Source organism: Micromonospora sp. CPCC 205539, assembly GCF_036906815.1.
Lineage (GTDB): Bacteria > Actinomycetota > Actinomycetes > Mycobacteriales > Micromonosporaceae > Micromonospora.
Window position 1 is genome coordinate 132,462 of the sequence record NZ_JBAKHW010000010.1, and the last position, 21,028, is coordinate 153,489.

At 70.2% G+C, this 21,028-nt stretch carries 20 protein-coding genes; 9 read left to right on the forward strand and 11 right to left on the reverse strand.

Annotated features, from left to right (window positions below):
• The first annotated feature begins 87 nt into the window (after window positions 1-87).
• A complete protein-coding gene (locus V6V47_RS11755; RefSeq protein WP_334628153.1) occupies window positions 88-570 on the forward strand; it encodes a carboxymuconolactone decarboxylase family protein in 483 nt (160 codons plus the stop codon).
• A 286-nt stretch (window positions 571-856) separates the two neighbouring features.
• A complete protein-coding gene (locus tag V6V47_RS11760) occupies window positions 857-1,093 on the forward strand; it encodes a hypothetical protein (protein WP_334628154.1) in 237 nt (78 codons plus the stop codon).
• A gap of 11 nt (window positions 1,094-1,104) precedes the next feature.
• Here V6V47_RS11760 and V6V47_RS11765 read toward each other — a convergent pair whose 3' ends face one another.
• On the reverse strand, window positions 1,105-2,067 hold the full coding sequence (locus tag V6V47_RS11765; RefSeq protein ID WP_334628155.1) for a helix-turn-helix transcriptional regulator: 963 nt from the start codon (window positions 2,065-2,067) through the stop codon (window positions 1,105-1,107).
• A gap of 93 nt (window positions 2,068-2,160) precedes the next feature.
• Here V6V47_RS11765 and V6V47_RS11770 point away from each other — a divergent pair, with 93 nt between their 5' ends.
• From V6V47_RS11770 to V6V47_RS11780, 3 genes are read left to right on the forward strand one after another with little or no spacing between them, the layout of a single operon-like run.
• Window positions 2,161-3,150, forward strand: a complete 990-nt coding sequence (locus V6V47_RS11770; RefSeq protein WP_334628156.1) for an NADP-dependent oxidoreductase — start codon at window positions 2,161-2,163, stop codon at window positions 3,148-3,150.
• Complete coding sequence (locus V6V47_RS11775) at window positions 3,147-4,280, forward strand: winged helix DNA-binding domain-containing protein (RefSeq protein WP_334628157.1); 1,134 nt, start codon at window positions 3,147-3,149, stop codon at window positions 4,278-4,280. The genes V6V47_RS11770 and V6V47_RS11775 overlap by 4 nt, the downstream gene beginning before the upstream one ends.
• Window positions 4,281-4,304: 24 nt before the next feature.
• Entirely contained in the window at window positions 4,305-4,991 is a 687-nt protein-coding gene (locus V6V47_RS11780; RefSeq protein WP_334628158.1) for a hypothetical protein, read from the forward strand.
• On the opposite strand, the gene V6V47_RS11785 is transcribed toward V6V47_RS11780, so the two are convergent.
• The 3 genes from V6V47_RS11785 to V6V47_RS11795 form a co-directional block, all read right to left on the reverse strand.
• Window positions 4,973-5,803 carry a M55 family metallopeptidase gene (locus V6V47_RS11785; protein WP_334628159.1) on the reverse strand — a complete coding sequence of 277 codons (831 nt, stop codon included), beginning with the start codon at window positions 5,801-5,803 and terminating at the stop codon, window positions 4,973-4,975. The genes V6V47_RS11780 and V6V47_RS11785 overlap by 19 nt on opposite strands.
• A gap of 136 nt (window positions 5,804-5,939) precedes the next feature.
• Complete coding sequence (locus V6V47_RS11790; protein ID WP_334628160.1) at window positions 5,940-6,602, reverse strand: response regulator transcription factor; 663 nt, start codon at window positions 6,600-6,602, stop codon at window positions 5,940-5,942.
• Complete coding sequence (locus V6V47_RS11795; RefSeq protein ID WP_334628161.1) at window positions 6,599-7,714, reverse strand: sensor histidine kinase; 1,116 nt, start codon at window positions 7,712-7,714, stop codon at window positions 6,599-6,601. The genes V6V47_RS11790 and V6V47_RS11795 overlap by 4 nt, the downstream gene beginning before the upstream one ends.
• 212 nt (window positions 7,715-7,926) lie before the next feature.
• Here V6V47_RS11795 and V6V47_RS11800 point away from each other — a divergent pair, with 212 nt between their 5' ends.
• Window positions 7,927-8,268 (forward strand): DUF6223 family protein, encoded by a 342-nt coding sequence (locus V6V47_RS11800; protein ID WP_334628162.1) that lies wholly within the window; start codon window positions 7,927-7,929, stop codon window positions 8,266-8,268.
• A 189-nt stretch (window positions 8,269-8,457) separates the two neighbouring features.
• On the opposite strand, the gene V6V47_RS11805 is transcribed toward V6V47_RS11800, so the two are convergent.
• The 6 genes from V6V47_RS11805 to V6V47_RS11830 form a co-directional block, all read right to left on the reverse strand.
• Complete coding sequence (locus V6V47_RS11805) at window positions 8,458-9,105, reverse strand: response regulator transcription factor (protein ID WP_334628163.1); 648 nt, start codon at window positions 9,103-9,105, stop codon at window positions 8,458-8,460.
• Window positions 9,106-9,119: 14 nt separating this feature from the next.
• Complete coding sequence (locus V6V47_RS11810) at window positions 9,120-10,445, reverse strand: sensor histidine kinase (RefSeq protein ID WP_334628164.1); 1,326 nt, start codon at window positions 10,443-10,445, stop codon at window positions 9,120-9,122.
• Window positions 10,446-10,462: 17 nt separating this feature from the next.
• Window positions 10,463-11,233: an ABC transporter permease gene (locus V6V47_RS11815; RefSeq protein ID WP_334628165.1), complete on the reverse strand. Its 771-nt coding sequence runs from the start codon at window positions 11,231-11,233 to the stop codon at window positions 10,463-10,465.
• The gene (locus tag V6V47_RS11820) at window positions 11,230-11,955 is read right to left on the reverse strand and encodes an ABC transporter ATP-binding protein (protein ID WP_334628166.1); all 726 of its coding nucleotides are present in this window, start codon (window positions 11,953-11,955) and stop codon (window positions 11,230-11,232) included. Before V6V47_RS11820 ends, V6V47_RS11815 begins: the two co-directional genes overlap by 4 nt.
• A 362-nt stretch (window positions 11,956-12,317) precedes the next feature.
• Window positions 12,318-12,845, reverse strand: a complete 528-nt coding sequence (locus tag V6V47_RS11825; protein ID WP_334628167.1) for a hypothetical protein — start codon at window positions 12,843-12,845, stop codon at window positions 12,318-12,320.
• Window positions 12,846-13,080: 235 nt separating this feature from the next.
• Complete coding sequence (locus V6V47_RS11830) at window positions 13,081-14,103, reverse strand: hypothetical protein (RefSeq protein ID WP_334628168.1); 1,023 nt, start codon at window positions 14,101-14,103, stop codon at window positions 13,081-13,083.
• A gap of 444 nt (window positions 14,104-14,547) precedes the next feature.
• Here V6V47_RS11830 and V6V47_RS11835 point away from each other — a divergent pair, with 444 nt between their 5' ends.
• Window positions 14,548-15,081: a hypothetical protein gene (locus tag V6V47_RS11835; RefSeq protein WP_334628169.1), complete on the forward strand. Its 534-nt coding sequence runs from the start codon at window positions 14,548-14,550 to the stop codon at window positions 15,079-15,081.
• Between the two features lie 325 nt (window positions 15,082-15,406).
• Here V6V47_RS11835 and metH read toward each other — a convergent pair whose 3' ends face one another.
• Window positions 15,407-18,922, reverse strand: coding sequence for a methionine synthase (gene metH, locus V6V47_RS11840; RefSeq protein WP_334628170.1), 3,516 nt, complete (start codon window positions 18,920-18,922; stop codon window positions 15,407-15,409).
• Window positions 18,923-19,182: 260 nt separating this feature from the next.
• On the opposite strand from metH, the gene V6V47_RS11845 reads away from it, so the two are divergent.
• A complete protein-coding gene (locus tag V6V47_RS11845; RefSeq protein WP_334628172.1) occupies window positions 19,183-20,052 on the forward strand; it encodes a PAC2 family protein in 870 nt (289 codons plus the stop codon).
• Between the two features lie 126 nt (window positions 20,053-20,178).
• Window positions 20,179-20,970, forward strand: a complete 792-nt coding sequence (locus V6V47_RS11850) for a GntR family transcriptional regulator (RefSeq protein ID WP_334628174.1) — start codon at window positions 20,179-20,181, stop codon at window positions 20,968-20,970.
• The last annotated feature ends 58 nt before the right edge of the window (window positions 20,971-21,028 follow it).

Consider the following 21,028-nt stretch of genomic DNA (forward strand, 5'->3'; position numbering starts at 1 on the left):
GGCGCGTCACGCAGCCGCTCTGTCACAGGGATCGGGTCGCCGGCATCTCGTGTTCGTCCAGCCAACACGACGAGTGAGGACGACGCCATGGACGCTCGATTCGACCTGTTCGGCAACGAGATCGCCGCCAAGTTCGCCAAGCGGTTCGCCAACGCCGGCCTGGTGATCCAACAGTCGCCGCTGCCGAAGTCCACGCAGGAACTGGTGTCGCTGCGCGCCAGCCAGATCAACGGCTGCGGCTGGTGCATCGACATGCACACCAAGGAGGCGGCAGCGGCCGGCGAGACCGCGGTCCGGCTCAACCTGGTCGCCGCCTGGCGCGAGGCCACCGTGTTCACCGAGGCCGAGCAGGCCGCGCTGGCACTCGCCGAAGAGGGCACCCGGCTCGCCGACGCCGACCTGGGCGTCTCCGACGAGACCTGGGCCCAGGTACGCAAGCACTACGACGATGACCAGATCGCCGCGCTGGTCGCCCTGGTCGCACTGATCAACGCGGCCAACCGGCTCGCCGTGATCGTCCACCAGAAGGGCGGTTCCTACGAGCCCGGTATGTTCGCCGCGTTCACCTGACCGGCGCGCGACTTCCGGCCCGGGACCACTCCGGTCCCGGGCCGGTCCCGCGCCGTGGCCCCCTGTGCGCCCCGCCACCGGCTACGCGAAGGCAATCCACCTGTCCGTCGGTGTCCGGCGACGCTTGCACCACAATCACGGCACGTCGACGTACGAGCGCTCATCGCGTGGAGGTTCCGTGGGGTACGAGTTACACGTCAGCCGCGCTGAGGAGTATTACGACAGCGAGGAGCACCCAATCGGCTTAGATGAATGGCTATCCCACGCGGAGGGCAATCCTGCGCTCATGGCAGACGGATGGCTCGGCTGGGACGAGGACCGTCAGCCGATCTACGTGTACACCTGCACAGACGGCAGCGTGGTTTCGCTGACCTGGTTCGAGGGTGCCATCGAGATCAAGGGCCACTTCGACGGCGACGCCTACCAGGAGTTCGGGAGCATCGGCGAGGCGTTGCAGGCCAATCTTCAAGGCGACGACGGCGAGCGGTACACGGCAGACGGAGTGCGGCCCCCCGCGCGGTAGATTGTGGGCCGCTACCTCTGCGCTGGCACGGATGCGCCGGTGGCCCGGAGGAAGCGGGCACCCCACTCCTGGATGTGTGCGGTGAACTCCGGTGGCTCCAGGACCTCGAACTCGGCGCCCACGTTGCCCAGGGCCTGGGTCGGCCAGTCGAGCGAGGTCGACGTCATGGTGAGCCGGCAGCTGCCCTGATCGACGGGTTCGATCGTGCCCCAGCGACCGACCGCCTGCCGCACCTGTTCGGAGGGGGCGTGCACAAGGACCACGACCGTGTACGGAGCCGGTGCCCCACTCGCGGTCTGAACGAAGGCCACCGCGTCCTCCGCCGGGAGCTGGCGTGGCCGGAAGCGCATGCCGGTGGCCGTCGGGTCGGTCAGCCGGTCGAGGCGGAAGCTACGCCAGTCGTGCCGGCCCAGGTCGTAGGCCACCAGGTACCAGCGTCCGCCGAGTACGACGACGCGGTGCGGCTCGACCTCGCGTTCGGTGGCCGCGGCGCCCCTGGCCGTGTAGCCGAACCGCAGCCGCTCCTCGTCCCGGCATGCCTGGGCGACCGTGGTGAGCACCCCCGCCGAGACGACTGGCCCGGACGCCGAGGTGGAGAGCGTCATCGCCCGCAGGGCGTCCACCCTGGCCCGCAACCGGGGCGGCAGGACCCGCACCACCTTGGTGAGCGCACGCAGTGACGCCTCCTCGATCCCCGCGATGCCGCTCGCGTCGCCGACGCCCACCGCCAGAGCCACCGCCTCCTCGTCGTCCAGCAGGAGCGGCGGCAGGACCGCGCCGGGTGCGAGCTGGTACCCGCCGTCGGTGCCCCGGGCCGCGGTGACCGGGTAGCCGAGTTCGCGCAGGCGCTCGACATCGCGGCGCAGCGTCCGCTCCGAGACCCCGAGCCGGTCGGCCAGGTCCAGACCCGACCAGTGCCGATGGGTCTGCAGCAGCGAGAGCAGTCTGAGGGTCCGTGAACTGGTGTTCGCCATGCTCCGATCTTGCCTCGACTTCCGGTCAGGAACTGGCCGGAAGCCTCCCTAAAGTCGATCTCGACGGCCCCGCAACACGAGGTAAGGACAGTAATGATCACCCGTGAGATTCAGTTGACTGCCCAGATCGCCGGCGCTCCCGCGCTCGACCACTTCACGGTGGCCAAGACCGAGGTGGACGGCGAGGTTCTGGTGCGCACCGACCAGATCGGGCTCGCCGCGACCTACCTGGAGCTCATGCGGGCCGACTGCACCATCCCGGTCCCGGCCTGGCAGCCGGGACAGCGGGTAGGGGTCGCCGCCATCGGCACCGTGGTGCGGTCCGACAGCCCCGAACTCGAGGTCGGCGATCTGGTCCAGTCGATGACCGGCTGGAGCGAGTACTCCGCCGGACCTGCCGGCTCGTACCTCAAGCTCGACCGTGAGCTCTTCGCCGACCCCGGTTACCACCTCGGTCAGGGCCCGACCGCCTACCACGGGATGGCCGAGGTGGCGGCCGTCGGTGAGGGCGATGTGGTGTTCGTTTCCGGTGCCGCGGGCGGAGTTGGCTCGCTGGCCGGACAGATCGCCAAGTGCCTCGGCGCCGCGCGGGTGATCGGCAGCGCGGGCAGCCCGGCGAAGGTCGACTACCTGGTGAACGACCTCGGCTACGACGCCGCCTTCGACTACCACGAGGGCTCCACGGCCGACCGGCTGCGGGAGCTCGCGCCCGAGGGCATCTCGGTCTTCTTCGACGTCGTGGGCGGCGAGCAGTACCAGGGCGCGCTCCAGGCGGCCCGACCCGGTGCGCGTTTCGCCCTTGGCGGCTCACTGTCGAGCCAGCTCGGTGACGCGGCGCAGCGTTTTCCGCAGCCCGATCGCGCGGCGGCCGAGGCCAGGGGCGTTGAGCTGCTGCCGTTCTCCTGCCACCACACGCCCGACCAGATCGCGGCCTGGCGTGAGCACTTCAGCCGATGGCTCGGCGAGGGCCGCTTCGTCTACCCGCAGACCGTGGTCGAGGGCGGGATCGAGGACGTGCCGCCGGCGTTCCTCTCCCTCCTGCAGGGCTCGTATCGGGGCAACGTCTCGGTGCGGCTGTCGTGACCGCGCTCACCCTCCGCGCCCTGAACCGGGCGCTGATGGACCGCCAGTTCCTGCTGCGGCGCACCGAACGCACCCCGCTGAAGGTCATCAGGCGACTGGTTGCGCTGCAGGCACAGGAACCCAACTGGGCCTACGTCGGACTGTGGAGCAGAGTCCGCACCTTCGCGCAGGCCGAACTCACCGCACTACTCGAGGACCGGCAGGTGGTCCGCTCCGCGCTGCTCCGCAGCACCCAGCACCTCGCCGCAGCCGACGACTTCCGTCGGCTGCGGCCGCTGCTGCAGCCCGCGCTCGACCGTACGGCCAGCGCGCCCTACTTCACCCGCAACAGCAGCGGCCTGGACGCGGCGTCGTTGGTGACCGAAGGGCTCGGCCTACTGGCAGGAGGGACGCTGTCGCGCAAAGAGCTGGCTCGGCGGCTGGCCGAACGCCATCCAGGGCGCAACGGCCGGATCCTGGCCGGGCAGGTGGAGTTGCGTACCCCCCTCGCCCACGGCACGGCCACCGGCGCCTGGGGCTCCTGGGGCAACCGGTCCGCGGTCTCGGTCACACCTGCCGCGGTCTGGCTGGGACAACCAATGGTGACTGCCAGCAAGGATTCGGCCAGGGAGCTGATCCGCCGCTATCTGGCCGCCTTCGGCCCGGCCGGAGTGAAGGACGTCCAGGCCTGGTCCGGGCTGACCCGATTAGGCGAAGTCATCGCGGACATGCGGGCCGAACTGCGCCGCTACTCCGGGCCCGACGGCAGGGAACTCATCGACCTGGCCGACGCTGAGCTGCCCGACCCCGAGACGCCCGCCCCGGTACGGCTGCTGCCCGCCTTCGACAACGCCCTGCTCGGCCACGCTGACCGCACGCGGATCATCAGCGACGAGGACCGCAAGCGTGTGATGCCGGGCCAGGCTCAGGTACGGCCCACCTTCCTGGTGGACGGCTGGGTGCACGGGACATGGTCCCTCGACGCCGGAACGCTGCGGCTCACTCCGTTCCGGCCGCTCCGCGCCAACGATCGGGCGGCGCTGGAACAGGAAGCCGACCGGCTGCTGCAATTCGTGGGCGAGGCTCCAGGTGACCAGCAGTCGGACCCGCCCTCGACGGTCGTGGCGAGCGGGCTGACTGCCGGCCCTTGACCGGCCAGCCATACAGTGACGGTCGTGGACGTTGACGACAAGCCGATGCCGGTCCGGGCCTGCTGGTTGTCATGGCTGGCCGTGGCCACCTCGGCCCAGGCAGAGGTGGTCCGGCTGCTCGGCGTCACGAATGTCCGGCCGAGCACATGGTCGGACGGCGTGAGTCTGGTTGACGAAGTCGCGCACAGCGGTGACAGGCGGTTCTCGACCGTCGTCGTCACTCCAGCCCTGAACGGATGGATCCTGGTGTTCGGGGCGTGGCTCGGCCTCCCGTACCTCGCTCGCACCGACCGGGTCACTCAGTTGTGCACAGAGCTCAGCACGCGGTTCGGCAAGGCCCAGGCGTATTTTCACAGCGAACAGAACGATGGCGAGGCATGGCTGATCGCTGAGCATGGCGTCGTGCTCCGACGGTGGGTCGCGGAGTACCCGGAACTGGCCTTGGGTGAGCCGTTCGGTGTCGAGCGCAACCTGCTCGACGCGTCCGGCATTGTCGGCAAACCCGAAGATCTCGACCCGGACGACGACCTGGCCTCATCCTGGGCGGCGACATGGGGCGACTGCTGGGCGACGACCGTGGCATCCGAGCACAGTCTCGATCCCACCTCCATCGAGGCATCCATGTCGGCGGACGGGCGTGTCCTGGTCGCCGATACTCCCTCGATGACCTGTACGAACGCTTCGGTCACGTCTCAGCCGGGTTTGACCTGAGCAAGCAGCACGAGGAGTTGCACCACGTCGTATGCCTCGGCGACGTCTCGCCCGGTGAACACGACCGTCCGTGCTCCGTCGACGCGGTCGACGCCGGGTATCAGTGTCGCCGTATCGACGGTGGCGGGACTGTACAGATCCACCTCTAACGTCACCGGGCTGGTGATCGACAGCGGCACGATCTGTGTGCGTCTCCTGATGGCTGCCCCCGCCCCCTGCCGGAGGCGGTCCCGGGCGACCGCTGGATGCATCGTCTCGGCAGCGGCCTGGCCCAGCGCCCTCTTGACCGCGACTGTTGTCGCGGTAGGCACCAGGTCCAGCAGCTCGGCGCAGGCGACGTCATCACCGCTCAACAGCACCACGGGAACCCCGTGATGACCGGCCAGCGCGGCGTTCAGGCCGATCTCGCCGACCTCGCGACCGTTGAGGCGCACGCTGAGCACCGCGTCATTGATCGTGTGGGCGATCACTGCTGGGCCGCTGCCGGCTCGTGCGTGGTAGCCGATGAAGAGCACCGCGTCCACGTCGTCGGCAAGACCACCCAGCATGCCGTGGGGGCGAGGCCGACCCCGGATCAGGCGTACGCGCTCGTCGAGGTCCTCCGGTAGGAGGTTCCGGAAGAGGCCGTGTGCGTCGGCGACCAGTACGTCGGCTGACGGCTCAGCATCGAAGACACCGGCGATGACCGCGTTGACGTCGGCTGTCATGAGCGCGCGTCCACGCTCGTACTCGTGCCTCTCAGGGTTGGTCTCCGCCGAGTGGACGATGCTCGAGACGCCTTCCATGTCGGCTGAGATCAACACCTTCGGCATACCTGACCCTAACGTGCGCTGCTGTCGAGCCCCGCGAGCCTGCTGCACGAAGAACTCTCGGTCGCGTGTCGATGCACCTCCTCGTCAGCAGGGATCGCGCGCGGCTGGATGGCCAATACCGCAACGGCAGTAGCTGTCATCGGTCGCCGGGGGTCACCACGCCGGATTCGTAGGCGAGCACGACAAGCTGCGCGCGGTCGCGGACGTGCAGTTTGGTCATGGCACGGTTGACGTGGGTCTTCGCGGTCACCGCAGTGATCACCATCCGTTCGGCGATCTCGCCGTTGGAGAGGCCCTGGGCGACCAGGGCGACGGCCTCGAGTTCGCGGGCGGTCAGCTGCGCCAGCGCGCCGGTGGCGGACCGCCGCGGTGGCTGAGCGATGTACCGGGCGATGAGTTTGCGAGTGATCGCTGGTGCGAGTAGCGCGTCGCCGCGTGCGGCGACGCGAACGGAGTGAAGAAAGTCCTCCGGCTGGATGTCCTTGACGAGGAACCCGGCAGCGCCGGCTCGTAAAGCGTTGAAGACGTACTCGTCCAGGCCGTAGTTGGTCAGGATGACCACGTGCACCCCTGCCAGGGCCGGGTTGGCGGCGATGCGTCGGGTTGCCTCGATACCGTCGACGACGGGCATCTGGATGTCGATGAGCGCGACATCGGGCCGGTGCCGCTGGGCCAGCGCCACCCCGTCACGGCCGTCGGCGGCCTCGGCCACCACCACGATGTCGTCTTCGGCGTCGAGCAGCGCGCGGAACCCGCTGCGGATCAGCGGCTGGTCGTCGACCAGCAGGACACGGATCACGACGCTCGAGGCACCGGAAGCTCGGCGTGAACCGCGAAACCGCCCTCGCTGCGAGCCTCGGCGCGCAGTTGTCCGCCGAGGGCGCTTATCCGTTCACGCATCCCGAGCAGCCCGACACCGGGCACCCGGGCGGACGCCGGCGTGGCCACGCCATCATCTTCGACCTGGACGATGATCGCGTCGGGGCGGTACTCCACACGGACCGACGCGGTGGCGGCCGCGGCGTGCCGGCTGACGTTGGTCAGCGACTCCTGCACGATCCGGTACGCGGTCCGATCAACCGTGGCCGGCACTCCCATGCGGTGTCCCTCGATCGTCAGCGATGTGTCGAGGCCGTTCGCCCGCGCCCTCTGCACCAGGTCCATAACCTGGTCGAGCCCGTGCACGAGGGCGCCGCCGTCGTCGTCGCGCAACGCTTCCAAGGTCGCGCGCAGCTCGCGGGCCGCCTCGCGACCGGCGTCGCGGATCGTCAGCAGCGTCTGCGGCACCGGCTCGCCGCGCTTGCGGGCCAGGTGCACGGCGGCTTCGGCCTGCACCTTGATCACCGAGATCTGGTGAGTGAGCGAGTCGTGCAGCTCCCGCGCGATGTGCAGCCGCTCCTCGTCGGCGCGGCGCAGCGCGCTCTCCTCGCGGGTGCGCTCGGCCTCGTCCGCCCGGCGCTCGGCCTGGCGCAGCGCCTCACCGGCGGCGCCGGCGGCAACCAGCCAGGCAAGTTCGAGGACACCCCTGGCCTGTATCAACGCGTCGCCTACGGGCAGGCCGGAGGTCATCGCCGCCACGGGGAGTGCGGCCAGCATGATCACGCTGGTCACCACGGTGGCGGTACGGTGCCCGGCCCGCATCGCCGCGTACACCGCGACCAGGTACGCGACCGCGAACACCTCAAGACCGGCGGCCTGATAGCCCACCGCGCACACGCCGGTCACGACCAGCACGGCGACCGGAGCGCGTCGCCGCGCGGCCAGCGCCAAGCCGCCCGCACCCAGCAACGCGAAGCCCAGCGGGTTGTCCCCCAGGCTGGAACGATCCGCGGACAGCCCGGTGAGCAGCAACACCGCCGCCACCCCGACCGCGATCAACCAATCCCGGGGACCGATCCGTGCGCGATTCATGCGCGGACCATAGCCCGATAACGGCCCCGGCGAGTCGTGCCGACGGCGGACCAGTCCCTACCGCGTGCGCGGTATCGCCGTGCCCCGCCACCCGCAGCCGCAGCAGCCGAGTGCCGCGCACGCGGCAGCGTGAATGTCCACGTCTGCACGACGCCGTGCTGCCGGCCAACGGACAGGATCAGCGACATCGAACAGGAAACGAAGGAGACCTCATGCCCATCAGTGAGCTGCTCGCCGCGCCCACCGTCGACGCGTACACCCTGACCGGCGACCGTGTCGTGGCCACCGCCGCCGCCTTCGTGGCGCTCGCCGGCGCGCTCCTAGGCGGGCTGGCGCTGGCCCGCCCCACCAAGCGCAACGCGACGTGGACATCGGCGGTGGCCCTCGCGGCGGGAGGCATCGGGATCGTCGCCGGTGCGCTGGTCGTGGCCACCGCCGACGGTGGACCCGGCACTGGCAACGGCATCGTCGGTGGCTACGCGGCCCTCGGTCTCGGGCTGACCGCTGCACTGCTCGGCGGGATCGCGCTTGCCCGCACCCGCCGCGCCGGCTGACGACGGCCAAGCCCAGAACCGCCACTGCCGGCGACACGGCTACCCCTAACCGATTGCCGTGGTAGGACTCCTGGATCATGGCTGGAGTGACCCGCCCAGGGTGCGGGCGACGATGGGGTCACCGAAGCTCAGGTCGAAGGTGAGGGCCGGGCGTCGATCCGCGCAGATCCGGCGCCGCGGCACGGGGCATCAACCGCCGCTGACGTGGCGGAGGACGGCCAGGACGCGGCGGTTGTCGCTGTCCGAGGACGGCAGACCGAGTTTCGCGAAGATGTTCGCCACGTGCTTTTCCACGACTCCGGACGTGATGACAAGAGCCGCCGCGATCCCGGCGTTGGATCGGCCCTCGGCCATCAGCGACAGCACATCACGCTCCCGGGGAGTCAGTGACGCCACCCCGGCCGTGTCCTGCCCGGCCCGCATCAGGTGGCCGACCACCTCCGGATCCAGCGCGGTGCCACCCGATGCCACCCGGGTCAGCGCGTCCACGAAGTCGGCGACGTCGGCGACGCGGTCCTTGAGCAGATACCCGACGCCGGTCGGCCGGTCGGCGAGCAGGCGGGTGGCGTAGCGGGTCTCCACGTACTGGGAGAACATCAACACACCGACGTCGGGATGGTCACGCCGGATGTCGATCGCGGCGCGCAGGCCCTCGTCGGTGTGCGTCGGCGGCATCCGAATGTCGATGATGGCCACGTCCGGTGCGCTGACGGCGATCGCGGAGCGCAACGCATCCGCGTCGGCCACCGCCGCGCACACCTCGAAACCGCGGTCGGTGAGCAGCCGGACCAGCCCCTCGCGCATCATCGCGGCATCCTCCGCGATCACCACCCGCATGTCGTCGCCTCCGTTCACACCTGTGTGGGCAGCGTGATCTCGACCCGGGTCGGACCGCCGGTCGGACTGTGTACGCGCATCCGGCCGTCCGCGACGGCGATGCGGCGGGCCAGGCCGGACAGGCCGGGACCGCCGGGGTTGGCCCCGCCGATGCCGTCGTCCTCGACGGTCACCATCAGGTACGCGCCGGACCGGACGACGCCGAGCCCGATACGGGTCGCCCGGCTGTGTTTGGCAGCGTTCGCGAGCAGCTCGGAGGCGCAGAAGTAGGCGATGGTCTCGATTGCGGGCGCCGGGCGGTCGGGCAGCTCGACGGTCACCGCGACCGGGATGGCGCTGCTCGTCGCGAGCGTCGCCAGCGCGTCGCCGAGACCGTTGTCGAGGACCGGTGGGTGGATCCCACGCACCAGGTCACGCAGGTCGGCGAGGGCATCCTTCGCTCCGCGGTGAGCGAGCGCGACCAGTTCGCGGGCCTGCGCGAGGTCTGGTGGCGGGCCGTCGACACCGAGCTTCTCGGTCGCCATGCCGAGGTTCATGGCCAGCGTGGCCAGCCGGATCTGCGCACCGTCGTGCAGGTCGCGTTCCAACCTGCGCATCATCGCCGCCGCGTCGTCGATCGCTCGGGCGCGACTGACCTGCAGTTCGCGTACCCGCTCGGCGAGCCGACGCGGACCGAGCAGCCGTCGCATCGCGGCGACGTCCAGGGTCGTACCGGCCCGCATCAACCACGGTGCGGCCAGCAGCATGGCGAGACCGGCCGCGGCGATGAGGAACGTCCCGGCGAACGTCCGCGTACCGATGGTGCCGAACGGCGTCAGCGCCCACACCGGCCCGAGGCGCGTCCCGGTCGGGTGGTTGCGGAACAGCGGCCACCACACCGGGTAGCTGAGGTTGACCAGGCCGAACACGTAGCAGAACGCGCCGTAGCCCTCGAGGATGGCCAGTGGCACCTTGAGCAGGCCGTACCCGACGGCACGCCAGCCCGGTCCGTCCGAGACCACCGCGCCGACCCGCTTCGAGAGGCGGGGCGGCGGGGCGTCCACCTGCACGTCGAGCAGCCGGTCGGCGAGCGAGCGGTGCACGGCTCCCATCACGCGCCCGAGCGGGGCGGCCAGCACGACCAGGAGCGCGACGGTGAGCGGGAAAAGGACCAGGAAAACCGGCGCGACGGCAGGTGCGGGCTGGCGGGACAGGGCTCCGGTCGCCCACAGGATGAGGACGCCCACGGCCGGCACGATCGCCGGAACGCTCAGGAGCGCGGCCGCACTGACCACGCCCACGACGCAGAACACCGCCTGGCGCACGGCCATGATGGTGAACGGAGCGCGCAGCGCGGTCATCAGCCCATTGTCGCTGGTCACGCGTCGCGATAACGAAGCAGCACTCCGCCGCACAGAATCGCCACCGCCGCGTACCCGCACATCAGCAGCGCGCTGATCCAGCTGGCGAACAGCCCAGGCAGGGGCGACGTCACCGCGATCGAGTTGAGCAGCATCAACAGCGGGACGAAGCGGCCGATCTGGATACCGCTCTCGCCGAACAGGCCGGCCACGATCATCGGAACGAACATCAGAGCGAACAGCGTGCCGATCGCGGCGCCCGAGTGCCGCACGATCGCCCCGATGCCGACCCCGATCAGCGCGGTCGCGCCCAGATAGACGCCGGTCAGCACGACCGCGCGCAGGATCGCCGGGTCCCCGAGGGATGCCGCCGGGATGGCGGTGCCGCGGATCGCGAGCTGCCCGCTCAGATAACCGGCGAAGCTCGCGACCAGGCCGACGGTGAGCGCCGCGCCGCCGCACACGGCGACCTTCGCGGCCAGGACGGTCCGACGCCGTGGGACGGCGGCGAACGTGGAGCGGATCATCCCGGTGCCGTACTCGCCGGTCACCACCAGGACGCCGAGCGCTCCGAGGAGCAGTTGCGCCACGATGGCGCCGCCGAGGCTGTTGTTCAGGATCTGGGCGGCGGTGGCGACCGGAGTGTGTGATCGGTACCCGAGTCCCACTCCGGCCCCGGCCGCGGCCATCACCACCACCGCAGCGACCGCCAGCCACCACGTCGACCGGACACTGCGCAGCTTGATCCGCTCCATCCGGGCCGCGTGCCGAAATCCGTACCCGTTCATGACGCTCCCACTCCGCGATAGTCGGTGTCCTGTGCCGTGAGCCGGAAGAACGCGTCCTCCAGGCTGTCGCCGCCAGCGGCGAGTTCGGCGACGGTCGTCTCGGCCAGCAGCCGGCCACGGCCGATGACCACCAACCGGTCGGCGGTCAACGCCATCTCGGCGATCAGGTGGCTGGACACGAACACCGTCCGGCCTTCGGCGGCGAGTCCGCGCAGCAGGTCCCGGATCCAGCGGATGCCCTCCGGATCCAGGCCGTTGACCGGCTCGTCGAGCAGGAGGACGCCCGGGTCGCCGAGCAGGGCGACAGCGACGCCGAGCCGCTGGCGCATGCCGAGGGAGTACGTACCGGCGCGCCGCGTCGCCGCGTCGGACAGACCGACGACGCGCAGCACCTGCTCGACCCGGGAACCGGGGATGTCGTTGCTCGCGGCCAGCGCGGTCAGGTGTGCCCGGGCGCTGCGGCCGGGATGGAACGCCCCGGCATCGAGGAGCGCGCCGACCGTCTTCAGCGGCCAATCCAGGTCCCGGTACCGGACGCCGCCGATCAGGGCCTCACCATGGTCCGGAGCGTCCAGGCCGAGGATCATCCGCATCGTCGTCGACTTGCCCGACCCGTTGGGGCCGAGGAAGCCCGTCACCACCCCCGCCTGCACCCGTACGCTCAGCCCGTCGACGGCGACCCGGTCGCCGTACCGTTTCGTCAGCTCACGTAGTTCGATCACATGATCGACGCTAGGCAACGCCGTCAGCGGTCGGAAGCCGGAAACCACCCGACTCCACCTGGGGGTTTTCCACCCCGCCCCACCGCCGTGGCCCGATCGACGCCGGGGTTACCGCCCGAACGGAGATGCCGGCAGCTCGGGGAGCGGCGGGGCGTCCCTCGCCGCGTCGGTCCTCGTGATCTGCCATCTGACGAGTGTGGGTGCCGCCAGCCGGCCGACGTGCCAGGCGACAATGCCGGCGGCGACGATGAGCGACACCATCGCAGCAACCAGCAGCCACTGCCGCAGCAGCGCTCGGCGGTCGGGGCGACGGTGGTGTTGCGGGTTCTCCGGAGAAGGTGCCCACGGAAGCGGAGGGCCAGTCATAGCCACGACAGCACCTCCTGTGCGGCGGTGGTGGCCGATTCGACCATCGCCGTGTCGGCGACGGCGGTCGCCTCGTATTCGACCAGCACTCCGTAGGTGCCGAAGCACGTCGAAAAGTTGATGCGCCGGCCAGTTTCGCGGTCACCCGAGAGGAAGTAGACGGAGCGGTCGCCGAGGGCGACGGGACGGTTCTTGTTGTTGATGACCATCCGCAGCCCATCTCGGTCCAGGCAACGAGGCCCGCGGCCCTCGTGCCGCCCGAAACGCGCGAGTGACACCCACAGGGACGCGCCTGCGCCCTCCTTCGTGGACGCGCTGCGGGCCAGGCAGTAGTTCGAGCGCATGCCCGGCCCGTTCTGCTCCGCGGCCTCCAGGGCGCCGTGCGCAGGAACGAGGAGGCCGAACACCTCCGACCGGATGAGCGGGCAGACCGGGGGCGGCGCGGGCGGGTCCACCGTCGCGTTCCGCCAGCTTCGCCACCCGCCGACGGCCGCTGCGAGCAGGACGCAGACGGCCAGGGCCACGACGCGAACCCCACTCCCCCGTCTCACACCGTCAGTGTGGCCGGACGTGGCAAGAGGACGATCGGCTGACCACCGGTATTGCGGAACAGGCCATCACTGTTCGCTCGTTGCCGACGTTTCACGATGCCCCCACCTGCGCCCTCTGGCGTGTGCAAGGACCAGCCTGCTTTGCGTGACGGGCGGCCGCGGCGTTGTGCGTGGGCACGTCGGATGGTGAGCGCTCGACGCCGCCTCCCTATCGGCGTTGGCGCCGTGCCCGCCGCCACAGGTCCGCGCGGATGGTTGGCCACCGCTGTTGAAACGCCTGTTGGGCGTACCACAACGTGTCCGGTGGGTATGACCGGCCACGGGAGCCGGTTACCGTCGCCGCGAACGCTTCAGCGGCGCGCATGCGGTAAAAGTGCCGCCAGCGCTCAGGCGACATTCCCGGGCTCGCGTTGACCTCGTTGTTCAGCCGGGCTCGCAGCTCGTTCATCTGGTGTGATAGATCCTCGCCGGTCGGCCAGTGCTGGGCCAACGCGTCGAGCACGATGCGGACCGCAGGTTCGCTGCGCAGATCCTGCTCATCGGCGAGCAGGTCGAGCACCCACCGCAGCGCGGAGCGCTGTGTGGACTCGTCGGCGAGCAGGAACATGGCCGCCAGATCCGGATCCGCCGAGCCGTGCGTGCCCGGCGGGCGCGGGTCGTCCGGGATCGGCGTACGTATGATCACCGTGGCGTGGGGCTGCTCCAACCAGGCGGGATCCAGCCGGATGCCGGTGCGCCGCTCGACAAAGGCCAGCTGGGCTGGGTAGCCCAGATCGTCGCGCAGCGGAGCGCGATCCTCGTCGAGGGCCGTGGGCTGCTCGCCGGAGGCCTGGTTGTCGTCGAGGTACTCGAGTCGCGTCAGCACCAGACCGAAGGCGGCGTAGCACAGGAAACTGCGTCCGTTGGCATCGCTCCACCACGAGCTATGCACCGAGGTGCCATCAGATAACCACCGCAGGGCCTCGTCACGGACGCCTTCCCAACCCCCCGTCTGACACATGACCACGGCGGGTCCCACCTGGTGCAGGTGCAACGTGCCGTCAGGTTCCTCGAAGTCCCACCCGGCACGCTCCTCAATATTGGCCGGGTCCCCGCCGAGCCGCCGTACGACCTCCGCCACGGTGACTGGCTTGGTCAACGGCTGGACGACCGTCCAGCACCAGGGGAAGTCGACCAAATCCGGCTGCGCGTCGAGCAGCCTCTGGTACCACGCCACGTCGTCGTCAGCCATCGACGCCCTTCTTCAACCCGTGATCGGCCGGCCTGAGACCACGTTGCCCGGACTGTGCAGGATGCTCGCACATCAAATGACTACGTGCAGCACCGAGTCGAGATCCAGGGCGTACCTGAGCCGCGACTGCGACCGGCCGGCGGTATCCGCTTCTGCCGCTGACCGCGCGTCTGACCGGCATCGAGAATCGCATGCCCCAGCGATCGGCGGCACTCCAGTTACGCACTGTGGCAGCCGAGCCCGAAGAGTCGGCGACCTGTCACCCTTCCAAGTGAAGCCGGTGTGTAACGGAACAAGTGGAGCCCGGCATCGCTGGCAGCCCGGCTGTCCGCTACGAAAGATGCTTGACCCCTCGCGTGCCACCAAATGCTTGACATGATCGATAACGGCTGGGCGGGTGGCTTGCTTAACCGGGGAGATGGTTACTGCGGAAAGGTTGAAGACGTGGAGGTGCTTGACGTCTTGGCAGCGTTCGGCTCAACTGGCCGGGTCGGCCTTCTTCATCCCGGCGCCCATCTCCGGACCGTCGTCAGTGACTACGGCCTGCCGTGGGACATCGGGCGGATCGACACACGCCGCAGGTGGCCGCACCTGTACTCCTACGGTGACGTCGAGTTCGTCGTATGCCGCTGTCGGATCATCACCTCAGTGACGGTCCAGACCTGGCGACGGACGGTTGAGCTGCCGAGCCAAGCACAGTCGAGCGAGGTCATTGCCCTGCCCGCGCGACTGACCTTCGCTCAGGTGACCGACGCCCTGGCCGCCTCAAGCTGTCAGTGGGAAAGGCTCAAGCCAATCGAGGGACAGCGGGCTCTGCGCACCCTGCCGCAACGCGTCGATTTCACCTTCATCACCGATGACGGACCCGATCCCGTGCTGCATGTTGCAGGCACGTGGGCCCACGATCACGAGTGCATGCCGCCGGCAGCCGTCGACGCTGCCTTCGCCGACGGCTTCCCACCCGAGCGGGCCGACTGACCATCTGCTCGGCTTGCCCGGGTCGCCGGCTGGGCGGAATGGCCCTGCGCGACCGCCCATGGAACGCGACGCACCGGCGGACCCCCGGCCATCATCAAGGCCCTGTCGACGTACCTCGGTCATGCCGACCCGGGATTCACCTGCGGGCCTACACGCATCTCCTGCCGACCAGCGAGGCCGCACACGCCGGGCCATCGACACCGCGTTCGGCGAGGACCAGGCCGCCGAGGACGGCCCGGAAGCCGTTGACGGCCTGGAGACGGCATGATCCTGGTTCAGCGGCCTTCCGGACGCCCTCAGGTGCAGGTCAAGGCACCTGCGCCCGTCACTTCGCGTTGAAGTAGCTGGCCTCCGGGTGGTGGACCACGATGGCGTCGGTGGCCTGCTCCGGCATGAGCTGGAACTCCTCGGACAGCTCGACGCCGATCCGCTCCGAGTCGAGCAGGTCCACGATCTTCGCGCGGTCCTCCAGGTCGGGGCAGGCCGGGTAGCCGAACGCGTACCGACAGCCCCGGTAGTCGTTGCGCAGCAGGCCGGCCAGGTCCGTCGGGTCGTCGTGGCCCAGCGGACGGCCGTCGGGCAGGGTCAGCTCGGAGCGGATGCGCCGGTGCCAGTACTCGGCCAGGGCCTCGGTGAGCTGCACCGAGAGCCCGTGCACCTCCAGGTAGTCGCGGTACTCGTTGCGGGCGAAGAGCTTCGCCGCGTACTCGCTGACGGGCTGGCCGACGGTGACCAGTTGCAGCGCGACCACATCGAGCTGGTCGCCCTTGGGCTTGAAGAAGTCCGCGAGGCAGAGCCGCCGCTCCTGGCGCTGGCGGGGGAAGGAGAACCGGGCGCGCTCGGCATGCCCGTTCTCGTCCAGCACCACCAGGTCGTTGCCTTCGGAGTACGCCGGGAAGTAGCCGTACACGACGGCGGCCTCCAGCACCTGGTCGGAGATCAGCCGGTCCAGCCAGTAGCGCAGGCGCGGCCGGCCCTCGGTCTCCACCAACTCCTCGTAGGACGGACCGTTGCCGCCCCGGGCGCCGTTCAACCCCCACTGGCCGCGGAAGGTGGCCCGCTCGTCGAGCAGCGACGCGTAGTCGGCCAGCGGCAGACCCTTGACCACCCGGGTGCCGAGGAACGGCGCGGTGGGCACCTCCACATCGGTCGCCACGTTCGAGCGGACCGAGGAGTCATGCAGCTCCGGCAGCGACTCGGTGACCATCGACCGCTGCCGCTCCCGGCGTTCCCGCCGGGCGGCCAGGGCCGCTTCCCGCTCCGGGTCGATCACGGGTGCCCCGCCGCGCTTGGCGGTCATCACCCGGTCCATGAGGGACAAACCCTCGAACGCGTCCCGCGCGTAGTGCACCTGCCCGGGGAACATCGACCGCAGGTCGTCCTCGACGTACGCCCGGGTCAGCGCCGCGCCGCCCAGCAGCACCGGCCAGCGCTCCGCGACGCCGCGGGTGGCCATCTCGGCGAGGTTTTCCTTCATGATGACCGTGCTCTTGACCAGCAGGCCGGACATGCCGATCGCGTCGGCGCGGTGCTGCTCGGCGGCGTCCAGGATGGCGTTGATCGGCTGCTTGATGCCGATGTTCACCACCTCGTAGCCGTTGTTCGACAGGATGATGTCGACCAGGTTCTTGCCGATGTCGTGCACGTCGCCGCGCACGGTGGCCAGCACGATCCGACCCTTACCGCCGTCCTCGGCGGTCTCCATGTGCGGCTCCAGGTACGCCACCGCGGTCTTCATCACCTCGGCGGACTGGAGCACGAACGGCAGCTGCATCTGCCCGGAGCCGAACAGCTCACCGACCACCTTCATCCCGTCCAGCAGGATGTCGTTGATGATCGAGAGCGGGGCCCGGCCGCCGGCCATCGCCGCGTCCAGGTCGGCCTCCAGGCCGTTGCGCTCGCCGTCGATGATCCGCCGCTTGAGCCGCTCGTCCAGCGGCAGCGCCGCCAACTCCTGCGCCCGGCTGGCCCGGGCGCTGGTCACGTCGACCCCCTCGAAGAGTTCGAGGAAGCGCTGCACGGGGTCGTACCCCTCGCGGCGCCGGTCGTAGACCAGGTCCAGTGCGACCTCGCGCTGCTCGTCAGGGATCTTCGACATCGGCAGGATCTTGCTGGCGTGCACGATCGCGGAGGTCAGCCCGGCCTGCACGCACTCGTGCAGGAACACCGAGTTGAGCACCTGCCGGGCAGCCGGGTTGAGCCCGAAGGAGATGTTCGAGATGCCCAGGGTGAAGTTGACGCCCGGGTAGCGGCTGGCGATCTCGCGGATCGCCTCGATCGTCTCGATGCCGTCGCGGCGGGTCTCCTCCTGCCCGGTGGCGATCGGGAAGGTCAACGCGTCGATCAGAATGTCGGCGCGGTCCATGCCCCAGCGGCTGGTCAGGTCGTCGATCAGCCGGGCCGCGACCCGGACCTTCCACTCCTGGGTACGGGCCTGCCCCTCCTCGTCGATGAGCAGCGCCACGACCGACGCGCCGTGCTCGCGGACGATCGGCATCACCCGCGCGTACCGGGAGTCGGGGCCGTCGCCGTCCTCGAAGTTCACCGAGTTGACCACGCATCGGCCGCCGAGCATCTCCAGTCCGGCCTCGACCACGTTCGGCTCGGTGGAGTCCAACATGATCGGCAGCGTCGACGCGGTCGCGAAGCGGCCGGCCAACTCGCGCATGTCCTGGGTGCCGTCCCGGCCGACGTAGTCGACGCACAGGTCGAGCAGGTGCGACCCGTCGCGCGCCTGGCTACGGGCAATCTCCACGCAGGCCCGCCAGTCGCCGGCGAGCATCGCGTCCCGGAACGCCTTCGAGCCGTTGGCGTTGGTCCGCTCTCCCACCATCAGCACCGAGGCGTCCTGGGCGAACGGCACCGGGTGGTAGACCGACGAGACGCCCGCCTCGTGTTGCGGCTCGCGCGCCGTGGGGGTGACACCGTGCAGCCGCTCCGACAGCACCCGGATGTGCTCCGGGGTGGTGCCGCAGCAGCCGCCGATCAGCGACACGCCGTACTCGCTGATGAACCGCTCCAGCGCGTCGGCCAGCTCCACCGGGGTGAGCGGGAAGTACGCCCCGTCGGCGGTGAGCACGGGCAGGCCGGCGTTCGGCATCACCGACAGCCGGATCCGGGAGTGCTGCGACAGGTAGCGCAGGTGCTCGCTCATCTCGGCCGGGCCGGTGGAACAGTTCAGCCCGATGAGGTCCACGCCCAGCGGCTCGATGGCCGCGAGCGCCGCGCCGATCTCGCTGCCGACCAGCATGGTGCCGGTGGTCTCCACGGCGACGTGGCAGATGATCGGCACCGACTGGCCCAGCTCGGTCATCGCCCGCTTCGACCCGACCACCGCCGCCTTGACCTGGAGCAGGTCCTGGCAGGTCTCGATGATCAGCGCGTCCGCGCCGCCGGCGATCAGCCCGGCGGCGTTCTCCTGGTACGCGTCGCGCAGGGTGGAGTAGTCGGCGTGCCCGAGGGTGGGCAGCTTGGTGCCCGGCCCGATCGAGCCGAGCACGAACCGGGGGCGCTCCGGCGTGCTGGCCGCGTCGGCGGCCTCCCGCGCGATCCGCGCCCCGGCCTCGGACAGCTCACGGATCCGTTGCGGGATGTCGTACTCGGCGAGATTGGCCAGGTTGGCCCCGAACGTGTTGGTCTCCACGCAGTCGGCGCCGGCGGCGAGATAGGCGTCATGCACCCCGCGGACCACGTCCGGACGGGTGACGTTGAGGATCTCGTTGCAGCCCTCCAACCCGTCGAAGTCGTCGAGTGTGAGGTCTGCGGCCTGCAGCATCGTCCCCATCGCCCCGTCGGCGATGAGGATCCGGTCGGCCAGCACATCCAGCAACGAAGTCCGCACCCGTTCAGGTTAGTGCGACGCTTGTCGCACCATTCGCCTCCCACCCCCCTTCCCAGATTGTGTCAGCGAGATCACCCTGTCCGGTTCTTCACCGTATGACCAGGGGTGGTCCGCCGGACCGGCGCGGCCAGCGGGCCGCATCCCTGCTCGACACGTAGGCTGACGGACGTGAAGGACAACAGGGACGCCGCCGTGCCCCACGGTTCGACGACCGGGCACGGTCCCGGCGCGGGCCGCGAAGAGCAGGGTGAGGTGACGGCGTGACCGAGTTCGACGGACTGCCGGTACTGCGGTCCCCGGTGGCCATCGCGGCGTTCGAGGGCTGGAACGACGCCGCGGACGCGTCCACCGCTGCGGTCGAGCACCTGGAGCAGGTCTGGCAGGCCCGGCAGATCAGCGAATTGGACCCGGAGGACTTCTACGACTTCCAGGTGAGCCGGCCGACCATCACCATGGCCGACGGGGAGACCCGTCGGGTGGAGTGGCCGACGACCCGGTTCATGGTGGCGAGCCCCGAAGGCACCGAGCGTGACGTGGTGCTGATCCGGGGCATCGAGCCGAGCATGCGTTGGCGGACGTTCTGTGAGCAGGTCCTGGAGATCTGCCACAGCCTCGAGGTGGAGCGCGTGGTGCTGCTCGGCGCGCTGCTCGCCGACGTTCCGTACACTCGACCGCTGCCCATCAGCGGCAGCGCCTCCGACGCGCAGGCCGCCGAGCGCTACCAGCTCACGCCCACGCGGTACGACGGGCCGACCGGCATCGTCGGCGTGCTGCACGACGCCTGCACCCGCGCCGAGGTCGACGCGGTCTCGTTCTGGGTGCATGTGCCGCACTACGCCAACAACCCGCCCTGCCCCAAGGCCACCCTCGCCCTGCTGCACCGGGTCGAGGAGGTCGTCGACCTGCCGGTGCCGATGGCCGACCTGGCCGAGGAGTCCGCCGAGTGGGAGCAGCGGGTCAAGAGCGCCGCCGAGCAGGACGCCGAGCTCGGTGAGTACGTCCGCGAGTTGGAGGAGCGCGTCGGCGACGAGGGGATCACCCCGTTGACCGGTGACGAGATCGCGCAGGAGTTCGAGAAGTACCTGCGGCGACGGGGCGGTTCGGCCGGCCCCACCGCCGGCTCCTGGTAGCAGCTTTTCTCTGCGGGCCCTGGACCTTCGTGGTCCGGGGCCCGTCTTCTTGTGCGCGTGTCCGGGGTGGCGCGGTCACACCCGCTAGGGCATCCTAGGAACCTAGATGTGATCAAGGAGGCGGGCATGCAGATCAATCCGGGGGCCGCCGAGTTCCCGCACCGACAGATCGCCGCGCAGCTCAAGGCCCAGGTGCGCCGCGGCGACTGGGCGCCGGGCGAGCGACTGCCGTCCATCCCGGCCATCGCCGAGATGTTCGGCGTCGCCAAGCAGACCGTGCAACGCGCCGTCGACCAGCTGCGGGTCGAGGGCATCCTGATCACCAAACCCGGCTCCGGTACGTACGTCCGCGGCACCCGCCGCCGCCTCAACCGACTCTCCCGCGGGCGGTACGGCGGTTTCCGCGGCTACCACACCGACCTGGCCGCCCGGTACCGCCAACAGCTCGTCTCGGTCGGCCGCTCCCCCGCCCCAGCCGAGGTGGCCGACGCGTTCGGGCTGCCCGACGGCACCGACCTGCTCTGCCGCCGGCACCTGGTGCGCACCGAGGACTCCCCGGTCGAGGTGGGCGCCTCCTGGTTCCTACCCACCGACACCGCCGGCACCTCGCTGGAACGCGCCGAGGCGTTCGGCCGGCCGCTCTACCAGGAGGCCGAGGAGGCCATCGGCCGCCGCTACGTGTCCGCCACCGACACGATCAGCGCCCGCCAGCCCAGCCGGGAGGAGGCCGAGACCCTCCAGATCCGGCCGGACACCCCGGTGCTGCACCTGCTGCACATCGCCTACGACAGCCACCGCAAGCCGATCGAGGTGGCCCAGGCCACCTGGCCCGGCCCGATGACCACCCTGACCGAGGAGTACCAGATCCCCGCCCCGACCCCCGACCCAGACCCCGACCCGGGCCTAGTCCTCGGCTAGCCAGCGCCCCGCCCGGGCCCGCCCCGGCCCGCCCGGCCCGCCCCGCCCGGGCCCGCCC

Coding starts and splice junctions, on each gene's coding strand:
- V6V47_RS11755 (WP_334628153.1), top strand. CDS start 88: ATGGACGCTCGATTCGACCTGTTCGGCAACGAGATCGCCGCCAAGTTC.
- V6V47_RS11760 (WP_334628154.1), top strand. CDS start 857: ATGGCAGACGGATGGCTCGGCTGGGACGAGGACCGTCAGCCGATCTAC.
- V6V47_RS11765 (WP_334628155.1), bottom strand. CDS start 2,067: ATGGCGAACACCAGTTCACGGACCCTCAGACTGCTCTCGCTGCTGCAG.
- V6V47_RS11770 (WP_334628156.1), top strand. CDS start 2,161: ATGATCACCCGTGAGATTCAGTTGACTGCCCAGATCGCCGGCGCTCCC.
- V6V47_RS11785 (WP_334628159.1), bottom strand. CDS start 5,803: ATGCCGAAGGTGTTGATCTCAGCCGACATGGAAGGCGTCTCGAGCATC.
- V6V47_RS11795 (WP_334628161.1), bottom strand. CDS start 7,714: ATGAATCGCGCACGGATCGGTCCCCGGGATTGGTTGATCGCGGTCGGG.
- V6V47_RS11800 (WP_334628162.1), top strand. CDS start 7,927: ATGCCCATCAGTGAGCTGCTCGCCGCGCCCACCGTCGACGCGTACACC.
- V6V47_RS11805 (WP_334628163.1), bottom strand. CDS start 9,105: ATGCGGGTGGTGATCGCGGAGGATGCCGCGATGATGCGCGAGGGGCTG.
- V6V47_RS11810 (WP_334628164.1), bottom strand. CDS start 10,445: ATGACCGCGCTGCGCGCTCCGTTCACCATCATGGCCGTGCGCCAGGCG.
- V6V47_RS11815 (WP_334628165.1), bottom strand. CDS start 11,233: ATGAACGGGTACGGATTTCGGCACGCGGCCCGGATGGAGCGGATCAAG.
- V6V47_RS11830 (WP_334628168.1), bottom strand. CDS start 14,103: ATGGCTGACGACGACGTGGCGTGGTACCAGAGGCTGCTCGACGCGCAG.
- V6V47_RS11850 (WP_334628174.1), top strand. CDS start 20,179: ATGCAGATCAATCCGGGGGCCGCCGAGTTCCCGCACCGACAGATCGCC.